At 68.6% G+C, this 16,267-nt stretch carries 16 protein-coding genes; 10 read left to right on the forward strand and 6 right to left on the reverse strand.

What is annotated here, in order from left to right; all coding sequences use genetic code 11:
* Positions 1-2: 2 nt before the first annotated feature.
* The 9 genes from DD542_RS23880 (at position 3) to DD542_RS04690 (ending at position 7,161) form a co-directional block, all read left to right on the forward strand.
* Positions 3-230: a hypothetical protein gene (locus DD542_RS23880; protein ID WP_164868344.1), complete on the forward strand. Its 228-nt coding sequence runs from the start codon at positions 3-5 to the stop codon at positions 228-230.
* A gap of 17 nt (positions 231-247) precedes the next feature.
* Positions 248-547, forward strand: a complete 300-nt coding sequence (locus DD542_RS04655; RefSeq protein WP_164868345.1) for a hypothetical protein — start codon at positions 248-250, stop codon at positions 545-547.
* 13 nt (positions 548-560) lie between these two features.
* The gene (locus DD542_RS04660) at positions 561-1,028 is read left to right on the forward strand and encodes a hypothetical protein (RefSeq protein WP_127804146.1); all 468 of its coding nucleotides are present in this window, start codon (positions 561-563) and stop codon (positions 1,026-1,028) included.
* A 25-nt stretch (positions 1,029-1,053) separates the two neighbouring features.
* The gene (locus tag DD542_RS04665) at positions 1,054-1,833 is read left to right on the forward strand and encodes a hypothetical protein (RefSeq protein WP_127804148.1); all 780 of its coding nucleotides are present in this window, start codon (positions 1,054-1,056) and stop codon (positions 1,831-1,833) included.
* A 134-nt stretch (positions 1,834-1,967) separates the two neighbouring features.
* Positions 1,968-4,802, forward strand: coding sequence for a tape measure protein (locus DD542_RS04670; RefSeq protein ID WP_127804150.1), 2,835 nt, complete (start codon positions 1,968-1,970; stop codon positions 4,800-4,802).
* Between the two features lie 5 nt (positions 4,803-4,807).
* A complete protein-coding gene (locus DD542_RS04675; RefSeq protein ID WP_127804152.1) occupies positions 4,808-5,221 on the forward strand; it encodes a hypothetical protein in 414 nt (137 codons plus the stop codon).
* A 6-nt stretch (positions 5,222-5,227) separates the two neighbouring features.
* Positions 5,228-5,611 carry a hypothetical protein gene (locus DD542_RS04680; protein ID WP_127804154.1) on the forward strand — a complete coding sequence of 128 codons (384 nt, stop codon included), beginning with the start codon at positions 5,228-5,230 and terminating at the stop codon, positions 5,609-5,611.
* Positions 5,608-6,249 (forward strand): hypothetical protein, encoded by a 642-nt coding sequence (locus DD542_RS04685; RefSeq protein WP_127804156.1) that lies wholly within the window; start codon positions 5,608-5,610, stop codon positions 6,247-6,249. The genes DD542_RS04680 and DD542_RS04685 overlap by 4 nt, the downstream gene beginning before the upstream one ends.
* Before the next feature lie 6 nt (positions 6,250-6,255).
* Positions 6,256-7,161, forward strand: a complete 906-nt coding sequence (locus tag DD542_RS04690; protein ID WP_127804158.1) for a hypothetical protein — start codon at positions 6,256-6,258, stop codon at positions 7,159-7,161.
* Between the two features lie 55 nt (positions 7,162-7,216).
* Here DD542_RS04690 and DD542_RS04695 read toward each other — a convergent pair whose 3' ends face one another.
* Entirely contained in the window at positions 7,217-8,485 is a 1,269-nt protein-coding gene (locus tag DD542_RS04695; protein ID WP_127807279.1) for a M23 family metallopeptidase, read from the reverse strand.
* Positions 8,486-8,748: 263 nt separating this feature from the next.
* Between DD542_RS04695 and tyrS the strand changes: the two genes are divergently transcribed.
* Positions 8,749-10,011, forward strand: a complete 1,263-nt coding sequence (tyrS, locus tag DD542_RS04700; RefSeq protein WP_127804159.1) for a tyrosine--tRNA ligase — start codon at positions 8,749-8,751, stop codon at positions 10,009-10,011.
* Positions 10,012-10,306: 295 nt separating this feature from the next.
* Here tyrS and DD542_RS04705 read toward each other — a convergent pair whose 3' ends face one another.
* The 5 genes from DD542_RS04705 to DD542_RS04725 form a co-directional block, all read right to left on the reverse strand.
* On the reverse strand, positions 10,307-10,999 hold the full coding sequence (locus DD542_RS04705; protein ID WP_127804161.1) for an ankyrin repeat domain-containing protein: 693 nt from the start codon (positions 10,997-10,999) through the stop codon (positions 10,307-10,309).
* Positions 10,996-11,487, reverse strand: coding sequence for a heme-binding protein (locus DD542_RS04710; protein ID WP_127804163.1), 492 nt, complete (start codon positions 11,485-11,487; stop codon positions 10,996-10,998). The genes DD542_RS04705 and DD542_RS04710 overlap by 4 nt, the downstream gene beginning before the upstream one ends.
* A 132-nt stretch (positions 11,488-11,619) precedes the next feature.
* Positions 11,620-12,246 carry a response regulator gene (locus tag DD542_RS04715; protein ID WP_127804165.1) on the reverse strand — a complete coding sequence of 209 codons (627 nt, stop codon included), beginning with the start codon at positions 12,244-12,246 and terminating at the stop codon, positions 11,620-11,622.
* Positions 12,243-13,736, reverse strand: a complete 1,494-nt coding sequence (locus DD542_RS04720) for an ATP-binding protein (RefSeq protein WP_127804167.1) — start codon at positions 13,734-13,736, stop codon at positions 12,243-12,245. The genes DD542_RS04715 and DD542_RS04720 overlap by 4 nt, the downstream gene beginning before the upstream one ends.
* Positions 13,737-13,769: 33 nt before the next feature.
* Positions 13,770-16,250, reverse strand: coding sequence for a glycogen/starch/alpha-glucan phosphorylase (locus DD542_RS04725; RefSeq protein ID WP_127804169.1), 2,481 nt, complete (start codon positions 16,248-16,250; stop codon positions 13,770-13,772).
* Positions 16,251-16,267 lie beyond the last annotated feature (17 nt).

Below are 16,267 nucleotides of genomic sequence, written 5' to 3' on the forward strand. Positions count from 1 at the left end.
CCATGCCCAAGTTCATCGCCACCATGCGCGTCAAGCTCGACGCCAAAAAGCGCGTGTTCGCGGGCGAGGTGCTGGAACTCAGCGCCAAGGAAGCCGCACCGCTGCTGGCTGCGGGCGCGATCGAGCCGCACAAGGAAGCCAGGGCCGACAAGGCCCCGGCCCCCGCGCCTGCGCCGGTCGAGTCGCCTGCCCCCGCGCCCGCCCCGGCTCCGGCCGGTGAGCCCACCTGACCGCCGAGGCACCCACCATGTTCGGTGACGACGACCTGTCCGAAGTCTTCTTCGATGCCGATGACGGCGCTGTCGAGTTCACGCTCGTCGGCTCCTCCCCGGTGCAGACCTTCCGCGCCCACATGGGCCAGGAGGACGAAGAAGTGCTGCAGGGCTACGCCGTCGGCACCGTCCGCCTGATCCAGTACGCCACGGCCGCCATCGCGCTGGCCGAGGGCGACGAGGTCAGCGACGGCACTGCGACATGGCGGGTGCTCCGCGCTCCGCGCCTCATCAACGACGGCGCCGAAAGCCAGAATTACCTCGTGCCGGCCTGAGCCGCCCACCACCATGCCCACCTTCGATCAAGGGAACAGCGCCCGCTGGCGCATCTTTGACGCGGTCGCCACCGCGCTGGAGACCGCACCCGAGCTGCAGGCCGTGCCCGTTCGCCGCAACCCCACCAGCGCCGTCACCCTCAAGCGGGGTGACTACGTGCTGGCGGTGCGCTGGAACGGCGACAGCCTGCTCAAGCGCGTCGGCAACGACGAGCAGCGCCGCTTCACCCTGGTCGTGGCCAGCATGGCCCACACCCTGCAGAGCGACCGCGACGCGGATGCCATGCATGCCGTTGTGGGTGGGCTGCTCAAGAGCCTCATGCCCACCCTGAACGCCATCACCGGTGTCAAGGAAGTGATGGCACAGGAAGCAGACGTCACGTCCTACGTCGAGGACTTCCAGCCCGTCGAGGGCGCGCTGGTCCTCAGCGGCTACGAGGTGACGTACCGCCAGCCGGCTTTCGAGCTCCAGTCCACCTGAACCCCCACTCAAAAGGAACCCCATCATGGCAACCACTGCCCGCGCCATTCTGGCCGGCGGCCTCGTCTCCCTGAATCTCTGGGACACGGTCGCGCAGGCCTACGCCGGTTTCGGCGCTCCGCTCGATGCCGACAAGTTCGAGATCGTCCCCCAGTCCGAGAAGAAGACCAGCCAGTCCCGCTCGCACCTGGACTACGGCCAGGCCCGCGCCTCGGTCGTCATCCCCCAGCCCACCCAGATCAACATCGCGCTGTCGGCCTCCTCGGTCGCCGCCTTCGCCATGCAGTTCCAGGGCCTCGTGCAGGCGCTGACGCAGGCATCCGGCACCTGGACCGACCAAGCCTTCACCGTGGGCACTCACGGCGTGTGGCAGTCGCTGGGCAAGCGCAACGTGTCCGACGCCGGCTTCGTGGTCACCAACACCGGGGGCACAGTCACCTACGTCCGCGGCCAGCACTACGAAGTCAACTGGCAGCGTGGCGAGATCCGCTTCCTGGACGTGGCAGGCAGCCCGGCCGAAGCGGCTGGCATCGAAGTCACTGGCACCTACAACGCCGTCGACGGCAAGAAGATCCTGGGCGGTCGTGTCACCCAAGTGCGCGCGCAGGCCCGCTTCGACGGCCAGAACCTGGTCAACGGCGAAGTGGTGGAGGCCGACGTGCACGAGTGCGTGCTCGGCACCGGCACTGGCTTCGACTTCCTGTCGGCCGACTTCACCGCCATCGAGCTGACCGGCGAGATCGTCACGCCCGCGGGTCAGACCGAGGGCTACGAGATCCGCTTCCCGCAGCGCAGCGGAGAGTGATATGCCCACCGGCTTCTACTGACAGAAAGCCCGCCACCCGGCGGGCTTTTTTCATGGGGTGCCCTGACCCACGTTGAAGGCAGGCCCCCACGAAAAGAGCCCTCTGACCCGCGCCCACTCCCAAGCCCTCACCCATGGCCACCACCAACCAGCGCATCCGCTACGACCTCGAAGCCGCCGTATCCGGCGAGCAAGATGTCGCGGCCCTCGCGCGCCAGCTCGAAGGCCTGGCCGACACGCTGGAGGGCGACCTCAAGATCCAGGCGCTGGCCAGCGCCCAGGCCTTGCGCGAGCTGGGCGCCAAGCAGGGCGCCATTGACAACTTCGTCAAGCTCAAGAGCGAAGCCGGCAGCGCCGCCGACCGCCTGCGCGAGGCCCAGAGCGCTGCCCAGCAGCTCGGCCAGGCCATGGCCGCCAGCGGCGCCCCCACGCGCGCCCAGGCCGGCCAGATGGAGAAGCTGCGCGACGCCGTGCGCAGCGCCAAGACCGAGCTGCAGGACAAGACCCGCGCGCTGGACAACAGCCGCGCCACCCTGCGCACCTACGGCGTGGCCAGCGACCAGGTGGCCGCCAGCGAGCGCAGCACCCGCGCCGCCATCGCCCAGGCCCGCGACGAGGTGGCGAAGCTGGCCCCGGCCTACACCGCCGCTGGCAACGCCGCCGCAGCCGCTGGCCTCAAGCAGACCCAGAGCGCCCAGGCCGTGCGTGCCAGCCTCAGCGGCGTCGGCGACACCCTGCGCTCGATCCAGACCATCGCGCTCACGGCGGTCGGTGGCACCTTCCTCACCAGCATGGCCCGCGACGTGGGCGCCGTGGCTGACCAGTTCAACAGCCTGCGCGCGCGGATCTCGCTCGTCACCGGCGACGGCCCGGCGCTGGAGGCTGCGTTCGAGGCCGTGCGCCAGATCGCGCTCGACACCGGCAGCGCGCTGGAAACCACCGCCGACCTTTTCACACGCGTCTACCGGGCGGGCAAGGAAGTGGGTCTCAGCCAGCAGCAGGCCCTGCAGCTCACCGAGACCATCAACAAGGCCATCCAAGTCTCTGGCGGCTCAGCCCAGGCGGCCGATGCTGCCATCACCCAGCTCATCCAGGGCCTGCAGGGCGGGGTGCTTCGCGGCGAGGAGTTCAACAGCGTCATGGAGCAGGCGCCGCGCCTGGCCAAGGCGCTGGCCGATGGCCTGGGCGTCACCACGGGCGAGCTGCGCAAGATGGCGCAGGAAGGGCGCCTCACCAGCGAGGTGGTGCTCACCGCGCTGCAGGGGCAGGCCCAGGCCGTGGCCGACGAGTTCAGCAAGCTGCCGCCCACCATCGGCCGGGCGCTGCAGAACCTGAACACGAACTGGACCACGTACATCGGCAACGTGGACCAGGCCACCGGTGCCAGCCAGGCCGCCGCCGCGGCCATCAACGCCGTGGGCGAGAACCTGGACGAGATCGCAGGCCTCGCCACCCGTGCCGGCGCCGTGTTCGCCGCCGCCATCGCGGTGCAGGCAGCGGGCGCGCTGCGCGCCTACATCGTCGAAGCCGCCGCCGCGCGCACCGCCACCAGCCTGCTGGCCCTGCAGATGTCGGCCCTGCCCAAGACGCTGCAGATTGCCGTGGCCTTCACGGGGTTCGAGGTGGGCTACCAGATCGGCGAGATGCTGCGCGAGAACAGCGCCGCCGCGCGCCAGCTCGGCGTGGCCACTGTGGCCTTCGTGCAGGGCAACATCGAGGTGTTGCGGCTGCTCAAGGAAAGCGCCGCCGCGATCTTCACCGACGACACCATCGAAGCCGCCACCGAGCGCTTCAAGGCCCGCATCAACGAAACCAAGGCAGTGGTCGAGCAGATGTGGGAGGACGCCGAGCAGGCCCCGGGCCCGGTTGAGACCGCTGCCGGCAAGGCCGCAGACGCGATCGCGTCGATCGGCACGGCAGCCGAAGTGGCCAGCGGCAAGATCCGCATCAGCAGCGTCGACCAGGTGGAGGCCTTCGAGGCTGCGCGCATCGCCAAGCTTGGCGACGCGCAGGCCGCCGAAGCCAACCTGCGCGTGCAGTTGCAGCTGGCCCAGCAGAGCGAGGACATGGCCCGCTTCCTGGGCAACGAGTACGGGGTGCGTCAGGCTCGTATCCGCCAGTACGAGATCGAGATCCAGATCGCCGAGGCCAAGGTGGCCGTCAGCCGCGCCGAGGCCGAAGGCTCCATCGCCGTCGCCCAGGCCAAGCTGGCCGAGATGGCCGCCAGCAAGAACGTCGACCTTGTCAAGCAGGCCGAGCTGGAAAGCTCCATCAAGCTGGCCCGTGCGCGCCTGGCCGAAGCCGACGCCACCGGCCAGGCCACCGAGCTGATGCGCCGGCAGCTGGAGCAGTTCCGCAACGGCAGCAGCGCCGCAGACGGCCTGGGCGGCTCGCTGGACAACCTCTCGGGCAAGCAGCGCCGCCTGGCTGCCGAAACCCGCAACGCCACCCAGGCCATGCGCGAGCAGGCCTCGGCAGCGGCCGACGACCGCTACGGCAGCCCGCTGGGCGACAACAAGTACGGGCGCCCGGAAGGTGGCAGCATCGTGCCGCCCACCCGCGAGGAGCGCCTCAAGGGCCAGACAGCCAGCGACGAGACCCTGTATTTCTCCCTCCTGGCCAAGCTGCAGCAGGGCACGCTGGGCGAGGGCGACGTGGGCGATCTGCAGAACGTGGTGCGCGTGCTCAAGAACAACCAGGCCCTGTTCGACACACTGGGCCCTGGCGACTCAAGCCTCGAAGCGCTGGCCGACGACCGTCGCCGCGCCGCTGCCCGCGTGCAGTTCGAGCAAGCCATCGCACGGCTCACCGGCGGATCTGGCGCGCAAGGCGCCCAGACCGTGGGCCGCAAGGTCACTCTGGAGCTGAAGAACGCCGACGGCACCACCTCGGAAGTCAACACCGACGAGCAGGGCGCAGCCAACCTGGTACGCACCCTCAAACGCGCGGGCCTCTCTGCCCGCGGCTGACCCACATGGCCATCACCCTCACACACCCCACCGCTGGCGTGGGCGGCACGCCCCTGGCCGTCACCCTGCCGCCCGACCTGATCTGGGACAACGAGTTCGTCTGGCGCCAGGTGGAGCAGACCACCCAGTACACCGGCACCGGCGCGCTGGTGGTGGACCAGTGGTCCAAACAGGCCGGCCGCCCCATGACGCTCAAGGGAGATGCCACCTACGGCTGGGCGCTGCGCAGCCTGCTCAACACCCTGAACGCCTGGGCCGCCCAGACCGAGCTGCAGCTCACCCTGCTGCGCAACGGCACGTCGTGGACGGTGATCTTTGACCAGGCCGCCAACGCGATCGAAGCCGAGCCCATCGTCCCCTACAGCGACCCCGAAGACGGCGACCAGTACGCCATCACCCTGCGCTTCCTGATCCTCTGACCCGCCATGAACACCACCAACACCATCGCCGGCACCGCCCGCCCGTGGCCTCTCTATGCGCTGTGCGCGGTCCTGCTGGCCGCCTGCTTCCTGGGCGCCTGGGGCTGGAGCCGCCAGGCCGCCGCCATCGACCAGCTGCAGGCCGATGTGGCCGCCCTCAAAGCCGAGCAGCCGGAAGAGGAGCTGCTGGAGGACGAGCCCGAGCCGGTCCCTGTGCCGGTGCGGCCATCGGCTCCGCGCGCTGCGCTGCGGCCCGTCGCGCCTTCGGTCGTCCCTGCGCCCGGACTGCCACCCGTCACGGCCCCGCCGCCGCGATGGGGCACCACGGATCTCGACCGCGAAATCGCTGCCCACCCGCCCGTCCTCAATCAACTGGAGACCCTGAAATGAAACACCTGTTCCACAAGCTCGCGCTGCTGGTCGTCATGGCCCTGGCGCTGTCCGCCTGCACCACCGCGCCGGCCAAGCCTGATCCGGCGCCCGTGGTCACCAAGACCACCATCGACCTGATGCTGGAAGTCCGCAAGGCCGAGCTGGAACTGGAGCGCACCGAGTTGATGGCGCGGCTCAAGTTCGCTTCCGAGTCCGGCAGTGAATTTGTCAAGGGGTACATCATGGGTCAGGCCAACACCGCCAAGGCTGCCCCGGCCGGCAGCACAACGCAAACCATCTTGCAGGCGCAGGCCCAGGCCGACGAAGTCGCGCTGCGGCGCGAAGAGATGGCCGAGCGCAACAGCGGCTGGAACAAAGGTATTCAGCTGTTCGACCGCGTGGTGCCCGTCGTCATGTTCAGCAAGGGCCTGAGCTTCCAGAAGTGGCAGATCGAGCAGACCAACAGCCAGAACCGCTACGTGCTGAGCACCGTGCGCGGCGCGCAGGCCGATGGCTTTGCGGCCGGCAGCGGCGCCACCCTGGGCGGTGTGACCGCCGGCCACAACACCACGCTGTCCGGCTTCGCTGCCGCGCGTCAGCCCGCGCCCACCGCGCCGCCCGCTGACGACACCACCCCCGAAACGCCTGCCGAGTAAGCCGCCATGCCCATTCAGTCCGACGACCTGGTAATCCTCAAGTCGGCCGTCATGGCCGACGTGCCCGAGGGCGGTGGCGGTGCCACCGGCACGCCTGTGGTGGACGGTGTGTCCAACAACATCTTACCGGACGTGTCCGACGACAACCGGGCCGGCGGCGCCTTCCACCTGCGCAAGGTGTTCGGCAAGGTGCTCACAGACGACCAGGACATGCTGCTGGGCTCGGGCTTCGTGGTGCTGGACCCACCCGAAGACCCGGCCGTGGACGTGACGCTGTTCGAGACCGATGGCTGGTTCGATGAGCGCACCGCCGCGGTGGCGCTGGTCGAGTCCACCATGGTCAAGGGTCCGCGCCTGCTGTGCCGTGTGCAGGACACGCACTACGCCGGTGTGTCTCTGCTGCAGCTGTACAACGTGGCGCCCGGCACCAGCTTCCCGGCTGCTGGCGAGTCCATCGTGCTCAAGAACCCGGCAGGCACCGAGGTGAAGGTGCGCGCGCTCAAGGTCACGCTGAGCACGGCCGTGGTGTTCGACTCCTCGGGTGAATACACCATCAACCTCGCCACCTGCGAGCTCAACAAGCCGCTGCCATTCGACATCCTGGGCGCCCCGGTGCAGCGCTCCGCGCCAAGTGCCTCGTCGGCAGCCACGGTGTTCAGCACGGCCCCGGCTGTCGGTGCGCGCTTCCATGGTGTAAAGCCGCTGGCCACAGCCATCACCCTCGGCCCGACCCCGATTCGCGAAGTCACCGTATCGGGCGGCATCTTTTCCCAGCTGGTGCCCGCCAGCACCGTGCCCACGCCGGTGGTGGACATCTATCCGCTGGTGGAGCGTCCGACGCTCAGCCGCACGAGCAATGCCCCGCAACTCACGTTGCGAGGCATTGTGCACAGCTCTTCAGCGTCTTGTTAGTGTTCTGACACGGACTGCAAGGGCGCCCTTTTTTGTTGGTTGGCGGACGCGACACTTACTCGGCTCTGGCCTGTTGAACGGTGGCCGCGGCATCAAGCTGCATGCGCATCGACTGGGCCACGGCGTCGAAACGGGCGCGGGCCGCCGGACTCACGGGGATGTTCTCGCTACGGCGGGCGATGGCCAGCGGATCCTGGTGAACGCCGTTGTCACGGAACTCGAAATGCAGGTGCGGGCCCGTGGAAAGCCCGGTGGAGCCGACGGCACCGATGAACTCGCCCTGCGCGACTTTCTGGCCCGCCCGGACGTCGATGCGGCTGAGGTGGCCAAACAGTGTGGTCTGGTTGTCGCGGTGCCGCACCTCGATGGTGTTGCCATACCCACGCTGCCAGCCGGCAAAGGTCACCACGCCGTCGGCGATGGTGCGGACCGGCGTGCCCGTGGGCGCGGCATAGTCCACGCCGAGGTGGGCCTTCTGCTTGCCGGAGATCGGGTGGAAGCGCATGCCGTAGCCGCTGCTCACGCGGGAGAACTCCAGCGGCGAGGCCAGGTAGGACTTGCGCGAGCTTTGCCCGTCAAAGCCGTAATAGGCGCCCTGTAGTCCGGGTTCTTCAAACCAGACGGCCTCGTGTTCGCGGCCGTTGTTGATGAACTCGGCGCTCAGCACGCGGCCGGCCCGAAGTGCTTCACCGTCGGCTTCCAGGCTCTCGTACACCACGGAGAAGCGGTCTCCCTCGCGCAGGTCGCGGCGGAAGTCGATGTCGCCGGAGAACATTTCCGCCAGTTGCACCGCCACGCTGTCCGGCAGACCGGCCTCGTCGGTGGCTGCAAAGAGGGAGCTGCGGATCACGCCGCTGGCCAGCCGCGACTGGACGTTCAGCTCACCACTCTCAACGCGGGAGCTGAAGCTGCCGCCCTGGCGTTCGATTACCAGGCGCTGGAAAACGCGACCGTCGTCCGGCAGCCAGCGCGCGGTCAGACGGATCAGTTCCTGCCGGCTGTTGGCTTCCACCGTGACCAGTTTGCCTGCCCGGCCAGAGAACAGTTGGTGCGCGTTGCTGTCGCTGCGCAACATGGCGGCCGCCGCAGCATCGCTCACGCCGAGGCGTTGCAGCAGGCTCTGAGGGGTGTCGTCGCGCCGAAGGGTGTCGCTGCGAAAGAGCGACCAGGCATCAAGCGAGGCGCCTTCGAGGGGGGCGAACGGTTGGGACTGGATTTCTTCGACCACCTGCTGCACGGGCAGAAGGGACGCGTCCGGAGCCAGCGGGGCAATGCCGAACGCCGTGACGCCGGTGCCCAGCAGCAGCACACCGATGCCCGCCATCACGCGGCGGGGATGACTTGTAAGGCTGGACAGCAAGGAATTGCTGGTGGATCGCGCCAGGGTGGGCAGTCTGTTGTTGTGGTGCGTGAGCTTCAAAATCGGTGTCCGGCAAAAAGCGGCGAACGAAGCCGCCTGGCGTCAGAAGAACCTGCCCTTGTTCGGTTGCCATGGAGCAGACCCAGGGCGCGGGCCCACTAAAATCCGGGCTCGCCAAACCTGCAATTGTAGCCCCGAGAGGGGTGTCCGCATCTGAAAAAACCCTTATGAATCACAGCGATACCGATGTTTCAGGCGTGTCTTTGCCGGTCGGCGGAGGCCTCCAGCCGACGGACGGTGTCCGCGAGGCGCTGGCGGTGACGTTGAGGGGATGCGACGAACTGATTCCCCAGGACGACTGGGTGAAAAAGCTGGCGAAATCGGAGCAGACCGGCGTGCCGCTGCGCATCAAGCTGGGACTGGACCCGACGGCACCGGACATCCACATCGGTCACACGGTGGTGCTCAACAAGATGCGCCAGCTGCAGGACCTGGGCCACCAGGTCATCTTCCTGATCGGCGACTTCACCAGCCTGATCGGCGACCCTTCCGGCCGCAACAGCACCCGCCCGCCGCTCACGCCCGAGCAGATCAAGGCCAACGCCGAGACCTATTACAAGCAGGCCAGCCTGGTGCTGGACCCCGCAAAAACCGAGATCCGTTACAACAGTGAGTGGTCGCTACCACTGGGGTCGATGGGCATGATCCAGCTGGCCGCCAAGTACACGGTGGCGCGCATGATGGAGCGCAACGACTTCCACCAGCGCTTCACCGCCGGCACGCCGATCAGCGTGCACGAGTTCCTGTACCCGCTGATGCAGGGTTACGACTCGGTGGCGCTCAAGGCCGACCTGGAGCTGGGCGGCACGGACCAGAAGTTCAACCTGCTGATGGGCCGCCACCTGCAGCAGGAGTACGGCCAGGAGCCGCAGTGCATCCTGACCATGCCGCTGCTCGAAGGCCTGGACGGTGTCGAGAAGATGTCCAAGTCCAAGAACAACTACATCGGCATCACCGAAGAGCCCAACACCATGTTCGCCAAGGTGCTGTCGATCTCGGACACGCTGATGTGGCGCTGGTACACGCTGCTGTCGTTCAAGTCGATGGCCGAGATCGAGGCGCTGAAGAAGGAAGTGGAAGGCGGGCGCAACCCCAAGGATGCGAAGGTGATGCTGGCCAAGGAGATCACGGCGCGCTTCCACAGCGCGGCGGCGGCCGAGGCGGCCGAGCAGGATTTCATCAACCGCAGCAAGGGCGGGGTGCCGGATCAGATTCCCGAGGTCTCACTGTCAGGGGCTCCGATGGGCGTGGCGGCGTTGCTGAATGCCGCGGGGCTGGTGGCGTCGAATGGCGAAGGCAACCGGCTGATCGATGGCGGCGGTGTGCGCATCGACTCGTCGGTGGTCAGCGACAAGGGGCTGAAGCTGGGCGCAGGTGTGTACGTGGTGCAGGTGGGCAAGCGGAAGTTCGCTCGCGTCACGCTGACGTAAACCAGTACCTCGCGGGATCGGGGCGCCAGCGCGCTCTATTCCGTTCGTGTCCCCCGGACCGGCTGCGCCGGTCCTCCTCCTTTACCTCACTGCACAGAACGCACTGTCGCCCCGATCCGAGGTGATGTGGGTGTGCAGCCGTGGGTACGCCCGCGCGTTTGCGGAACGAGTGACAGCGGTGACCGGCGCAGCGAAGTAAAGGAGGAGGCTTGGGCGCAGCCCAAGCCGGGGGACATGAGCGGAGCCGGCCACCGCTGGCGCTCGTCCCATGAAGCGATACGGGAGAGCCAGGGGCTCAACGCGCCCCAGCCTTCTCGAGCATAGAAACCATGGTTGAGTACCCACGGGCCTTCGCCAGCACCAGTGGCGTCTGACCACTGCGGTCCGCGAGCTGCAGGTTCGCGCCAGCGTCGATCAGGGCCTTCAACGTCGCCTGGTGCCGCGCTCCGCCGTCGCCCAGCACGATCGACTCGATCACCGCCGTCCAGTGCAGGTTGTTCACATGGTCCAGCGGCGCACCGGCCGCGATCAGCTGCCGGACCACGCCGTCATGCCCCAGGTGCGCCGCCGCGATCAGGGCTGTGCCGTCGTAGCGGCTGGTCACCTGCTTCGCGCTCGCCCCCAGTTCCAGCAGCACCTTCAGCGTGGCTTCGTCATCCGCAACCGACGCGATGGTGACGGCGTCGTAGCGGTCGTTCTCCAGCGTGTTCAGATCGGCGCCGGCTTTCGCCAGCGCGCGGATCGCCTCGCGCTGGCGGGCGAACGCCGCCACATGCAGCGGTGTGCGCCCGTAGGCGTCGGTGGCGTTCAGCGCCGCACCCGAGGCCACCTGACGCTGGATCTTGGCCACGTCGCCCTTGTGCGCCGCGGCGTGTAGACCGGTGTACGCCGCTGCCTCGGCCGCGCTCGGTGCCACCTGGGCCTGCGCGCCGACGCTGCCCAGTGCGAGCGACAGGGCCAGGGCAATGGCCCGCAGCGGCGTCTTCATTTCAGCAGGTCCGCGACCTTGGCGATGCCGGCGTTCGCGCACTGTTCGTCCAGATGGCCGCCGGGCGCGCCACCCACACCCACCGCGCCGATCACTTCGTTGCCGACCTTGACCGGCACACCGCCGCCCAGCACCAGGAAGCCGGGGATGTCGACCAGCGTGGCAGCGCCGGGGTTCTTCTGCACGTTCTCCAGCATCGCGGCCGTGGTGTTGCGGGCGGAAGCCGAGGTGTAGGCCTTGCCCTGCGCGGCATCCACCGTGTGCGGGCCGGCGTTGTCGGCGCGCTGCAGCGCGCGCAGCACGCCGGCACGGTCGACCACGGCGGCAGTGACGTTGTAGTTGTTCGCGGCGCAGGCGGCCACGGTGGCGGCGGCGATCTGGTTGGCCAGCTCCAGCGACATGTTCTTTTCGGTTCGCACAGCCTGTGCGCTGGCGGCACCGGCGATCAGGGACAGGGCGACGGCGGATGCGGAAACAATGGCTTTCATGGGGTTCTCCTTTGGGTGGATGCGGTTGGATCAACCGTGGGAGAACTGTAGAAATTCGCGCCCTTCCGCGACATTCGGACGGCTACGCGCCAGGCTCCGTAAAACTACGGAGCGCCGTCGACGACCGGGCCTTCAGCCGGCGGAGGCCTCGTCCACCAGCGCCGCGTAGTGGCGGATCAGCTGTGCCAGCGACTCGGCCTGCAGCTTGGCGAACAGGTTGGCGCGGTGGGTCTCGACGGTGCGCGGCGAGAGTTCAAGCGCGCGGCCGATCTCCTTGTTGGTCAGACCGGCGACGATCAGGCCCAGCACCTCGCGCTCGCGCTCGGACAGCTGCGCGTAGCGCTCGCGCGCCGCGCGGTCGGCCTGGTGGCGTTCGCGGGTGCGCACGTGCTGGCGCACGGCGGCCTGCAGCGCCTCGATCAGCAGCTCGTCGTTGACCGGTTTCTCCAGGAACTCGGCTGCGCCGGCCTTGAACGCGCGGCGGCACATCTCCACCGTGCCGTGGCCGGTGAGCATGATCACCGGCTGGTCCACGCCCTGCACCACCAGGGTGTCGAGCACCGTCAGGCCGCTGATGCCGGGCATGCGCACGTCCAGCACGATGGCGCCGATGGCCTCGCGGTCGAAGCTGTCGAGGAAGGCCTGCGGGTCGGCCCAGGCCGTCACGCGCAGGCCCACGGTGCCGATCAGCAAGGCAAGGCTCTCGCGCACGGCCGCGTCGTCGTCGATCAGGTGGATGGTGGGCGAGAGGCTGGTCATGGCGCGTCCTTGAGGGGCAGGCGCAGGGTGAACACGGCTCCGCCGTCCGGGCGGTTCGCGGCGGCGAGCGAGCCGCCCATGCCCTGGGCCAGGGTCTCGCACAGCGACAGGCCGAGACCCAGACCACCGTCGCGGGTGGAGAAAAACGGCTCGAACAGGTGCGGCAAGGCCTCGGGGGCGATGCCCGGTCCGCGGTCGGCCACGGCCAGTTCGCCCGCGTCTCCGTCGCTGCGCAGCGTCAGCTGCAGCGCGCGCTGCGCAGCGGGCTCCGTGTCCATGGCCTGCAGGGCGTTCATCAGCAGGTTGTGCACGATCTGGTCGACCGCCACCGGGTCGCCAGTGACCAGCACCGGTGCGTCGGCCTGCACCTGCGGCGCGACACCGCGCCGCAGGCACTCGGGTTCGAGCAGGTGCACCGCCCGCCGCGCCGCCTCGGCCAGATCCAGCGACAGCACGGCGGCGGTCGTCGCACCGTCTGGCGTGCCGGGCCGTTCCACCGTGCGCCGCAGGCGGCCCACCACCTCGGCCGCGCGGCGCGACTGGTCCGCCGCCTGCGCCATGGCCTGGCGCGCCGTGTCCAGCTCGGGCGGGTCCTCGGCCAGCAGGCGCTGCGCGGCCTGGGTGTTGGCCAGCACCGCGGTCAGCGGCTGGTTGAGCTCGTGCGCCATGCCGGCCGCCAGTTCGCCCAGGGTGTTCAGGCGTGCCACCTGGCCCAGGCGCAGCAGTTCCTCGGCGCGCCGGCGCGCGGTGCGCTGGCGCTGCCACTGCGCGCCCAGCGTCAGCGCCGTCGCGACGAGGGTGGTCCACGCCAGCATCAGGCCCCAGGGCAGTTGTGACCAGCCCAGCCGCCGCTCGGCCACCACGTCGAAGGGCTGGCTGGCGGCGGCCAGGTGTTTGTGGAACTCGAAGCGCCAGCCGCCGGGGCTGGCCAGCGCGGCCGCATCGCCGGGCTGCAGTTCGTGGCGCTGGCCCTCGTGTTCCAGCACGACCCGCACCGGACTGGTTTCGGGCGTCATCGGCCATTCGGACCACGGCACCATGCCGCGCAGGTCGATGGTCAGCGCGTAGGCGGTGGGCTGGGCGGCGAGCACCAGGCGGTAGCGGCCCGAGGCCAGGTCCGGGCGGGCCAGCGCCGGCCGGCGGTCCTGCGCCGAGCGCTGCTCCGCCGCGGCCAGATCGGGGTCGGACCAGGCCGCGCCGCGCTCGCGCCGCTGCACCGACAGGATGTGGGGATAGAGGGACGGCAGCCGCTGTTCGGGCGCGGCGCTGACGGGCGCGCCGGGCGCGGGTTGCAGCAGGGCCAGGGTGTCGAGAATGGCATCGTGCTGCACCACCTGCTGGCTCAGCAGGCGGTGCACGATGCGGGCGTCGGTCTCGAACAGCGCGCGCTGTTCGTCGATGGACTGGCGGGCGATCATGACCGAGCCTGCAGCGGAAAGCACCGCGCCGCCGAGCCACCACCACCGCAACGATCCGCCGCTGTTCCGCATGCGGCGGATTCTGTCACGCGGGCTGCGCCCGCGTCACTGGAAGAGGGGTTTGACTTTCCAGATGTCGTCGGCGTACTCGCGGATCGTGCGGTCGGACGAGAACATGCCCATGCCGGCGACGTTGAGGATCGCCTGCCGCGCCCATTCGTTCGGGCGGCGGTAGAGCTCGTCGACTTTCTGCTGGGTCGCGATGTAGTCGGCGTAGTCGGCCAGCAGCAGGTAGTAGTCCGACTCCAGCAGGGTGCGCGTGATGTCGTGGAAGCGGTTGGGCTCTTCCGGGCTGAAGGCGCCTTCGGCGATGCGGTCGATGGTGGTCTTCAGGTCGTAGTTGTGGTCGTAGTAGCGGCGCGGGTTGTAGCCGCTGGCGCGCAGGGCCGCGACCTGCTCGGTGCGGTGGCCGAAGATGAAGATGTTCTCCAGTCCCACGTTCTCGGCGATCTCGATGTTGGCGCCGTCCCAGGTGCCGATGGTCAGTGCGCCGTTGAGCGCGAACTTCATGTTGCCGGTGCCCGAGGCCTCGGTGCCGGCGGTGGAGATCTGCTCCGACAGGTCGGCGGCGGGGATGATCACCTCGGCCAGCGAGACGCGGTAGTTCGGCATGAACACCACCTTGAGCTTGTCGCCCACGCGCTTGTCGTGGTTGACCACGCGCGCCACGTCGTTGATCAGCTTGATCACCAGCTTGGCCATGTAGTAGGCCGAGGCCGCCTTGCCACCGAAGATCACCGTGCGCGGCACCCAGTTGTGGTTGGGGTGGGCCAGGATCTGCTGGTAGCGCGTGACCACGTGCAGCAGGTTGAGCAGCTGGCGCTTGTACTCGTGCATGCGTTTGATCTGCACGTCGAACAGGCTGTCGGTGCTGACGACGATGCCGGTCTCCTGCGCGATGCGCTCGGCCAGCCGCTTCTTGTTCTGCGTCTTGGCCAGGCGGAAGGCGCTCTGGAACTCCGCGTCGTCGGCCAGCGGCCGCAGCTGTTCCAGCTCGTCCAGGTTGCGGCGCCAGGTGGTGCCGATGCGCGCGTCGATCAGCGCCGACAGCGGCCGGTTGGCCTGCGAGAGCCAGCGCCGCGGCGTGATGCCGTTGGTCTTGTTGTTGAAACGCTCGGGCCACAGGCGCGCGAAGTCGGCGAAGATGGTCTTGACCATCAGGTCGCTGTGCAGGGCCGAGACGCCGTTGATCTTGTGGCTGGCCAGCACCGAGAGGTAGGCCATGCGCACGCGGCGCTGGCCGTGTTCGTCGATCAGGGAGACGCGGCGCAGCAGGTCGTTCTCGTTCGGGAAGCGGTCATGCACCTCGGCCAGGAAGCGGGCGTTGAGGTCGTAGATGATGCGCAGGTGGCGCGGCAGCAGCCGGCCCATCAGGTCCACCGGCCAGGTCTCCAGCGCCTCGCTCATCAGCGTGTGGTTGGTGTAGCTGAAGATGCGCTGGCACAGGGCCCAGGCGGCGTCCCACTCGACCTGGTACTCGTCCACCAGCAGGCGCATCAGCTCGGGAACTGCCAGCGCGGGGTGGGTGTCGTTGAGGTGGATCGCGACCTTGTCGGCCAGCTGCTCGAAGCTGCCGTGGCTCTTGAGGTAGCGGCGCAGGATGTCCTGCAGCGAGGCGCTGACGAAGAAATACTCCTGGCGCAGGCGCAGCTCCTTGCCGTGCTCGGTGGAGTCGTCGGGGTAGAGCACGCGCGAGACGTTCTCCGATTCGTTCTTGGCCTCCACCGCGCGCATGTAGTCGCCCTTGTTGAAGGCGTCGAGGTTGATGCCGCTGGTGGCGCGCGCGGTCCACAGGCGCAGCGTGGAGACGCTGGTGAGTTCGTGGCCGGGCACGCCGGTGTCGTAGGCGGTGGCGATCACGTCGTCGGTGTCGACCCAGCGCACGTGGTCCCCCTCCTGCACCAGACGGCCGCCGAACTGCACCTCGTAGCTGAACTCGGGGCGCATGAATTCCCAGGGGTTGCCGTTGACCATCCAGTAGTCCGGTTCCTCGACCTGTCGGCCGTCGACGATCTTCTGCGCGAACATGCCGAAGTCGTAGCGGATGCCGTAGCCCATGCCGGGCAGGCCGACCGTGGCCATGGAGTCGAGGAAACAGGCGGCCAGACGACCCAGGCCGCCGTTGCCCAGGCCGGCGTCGGTCTCCAGGTCGATCAGGGCGTCGAAGTCGGCGCCCAGCTGGGTGCAGGCCTCCCTGGCGTCGTCGTAGATGCCGACCGAGAGCAGGGCGTTGGTGAGCGCCCGGCCGGTCAGGAACTCCATCGAGAGGTAGTAGACGCGCTTGGCGTCGCTGTCCTGCGAGACCGCCAGGGTCTCGCGCCACTTGTGCATCATGCGGTCGCGCACCGCGTGGAACAGGGCGAACAGCCAGTCGCGGCGGGTGGCCGAGCGCAGGTCCTTGCCGACGGCGTAGACCAGCCGGTTGGCGATGGACACGCGCAATGCCGCGACGCTGTTCTCCAGCTGTTCGTACTCGAACGGGGCGGTGGCGGTGCCGGTGGCGGTCGTCGGGAGGGTGTTGGTCATGTCGGTGCAGTCCAAAG

Source organism: Hydrogenophaga sp. NH-16 (genome assembly GCF_004006415.1).
Classification (GTDB): domain Bacteria; phylum Pseudomonadota; class Gammaproteobacteria; order Burkholderiales; family Burkholderiaceae_C; genus Hydrogenophaga; species Hydrogenophaga pseudoflava.

Bases quoted from the DNA above. Each gene is read 5' to 3' on its own strand.
- tyrS (WP_127804159.1), top strand. From the start codon at position 8,749: ATGAATCACAGCGATACCGATGTTTCAGGCGTGTCTTTGCCGGTCGGC.
- DD542_RS04660 (WP_127804146.1), top strand. From the start codon at position 561: ATGCCCACCTTCGATCAAGGGAACAGCGCCCGCTGGCGCATCTTTGAC.
- DD542_RS04680 (WP_127804154.1), top strand. From the start codon at position 5,228: ATGAACACCACCAACACCATCGCCGGCACCGCCCGCCCGTGGCCTCTC.
- DD542_RS04675 (WP_127804152.1), top strand. From the start codon at position 4,808: ATGGCCATCACCCTCACACACCCCACCGCTGGCGTGGGCGGCACGCCC.
- DD542_RS04685 (WP_127804156.1), top strand. From the start codon at position 5,608: ATGAAACACCTGTTCCACAAGCTCGCGCTGCTGGTCGTCATGGCCCTG.
- DD542_RS04715 (WP_127804165.1), bottom strand. From the start codon at position 12,246: ATGACCAGCCTCTCGCCCACCATCCACCTGATCGACGACGACGCGGCC.
- DD542_RS04725 (WP_127804169.1), bottom strand. From the start codon at position 16,250: ATGACCAACACCCTCCCGACGACCGCCACCGGCACCGCCACCGCCCCG.
- DD542_RS04665 (WP_127804148.1), top strand. From the start codon at position 1,054: ATGGCAACCACTGCCCGCGCCATTCTGGCCGGCGGCCTCGTCTCCCTG.
- DD542_RS04670 (WP_127804150.1), top strand. From the start codon at position 1,968: ATGGCCACCACCAACCAGCGCATCCGCTACGACCTCGAAGCCGCCGTA.
- DD542_RS04720 (WP_127804167.1), bottom strand. From the start codon at position 13,736: ATGCGGAACAGCGGCGGATCGTTGCGGTGGTGGTGGCTCGGCGGCGCG.
- DD542_RS04705 (WP_127804161.1), bottom strand. From the start codon at position 10,999: ATGAAGACGCCGCTGCGGGCCATTGCCCTGGCCCTGTCGCTCGCACTG.
- DD542_RS04690 (WP_127804158.1), top strand. From the start codon at position 6,256: ATGCCCATTCAGTCCGACGACCTGGTAATCCTCAAGTCGGCCGTCATG.
- DD542_RS04695 (WP_127807279.1), bottom strand. From the start codon at position 8,485: ATGGCGGGCATCGGTGTGCTGCTGCTGGGCACCGGCGTCACGGCGTTC.
- DD542_RS04710 (WP_127804163.1), bottom strand. From the start codon at position 11,487: ATGAAAGCCATTGTTTCCGCATCCGCCGTCGCCCTGTCCCTGATCGCC.
- DD542_RS04655 (WP_164868345.1), top strand. From the start codon at position 248: ATGTTCGGTGACGACGACCTGTCCGAAGTCTTCTTCGATGCCGATGAC.
- DD542_RS23880 (WP_164868344.1), top strand. From the start codon at position 3: ATGCCCAAGTTCATCGCCACCATGCGCGTCAAGCTCGACGCCAAAAAG.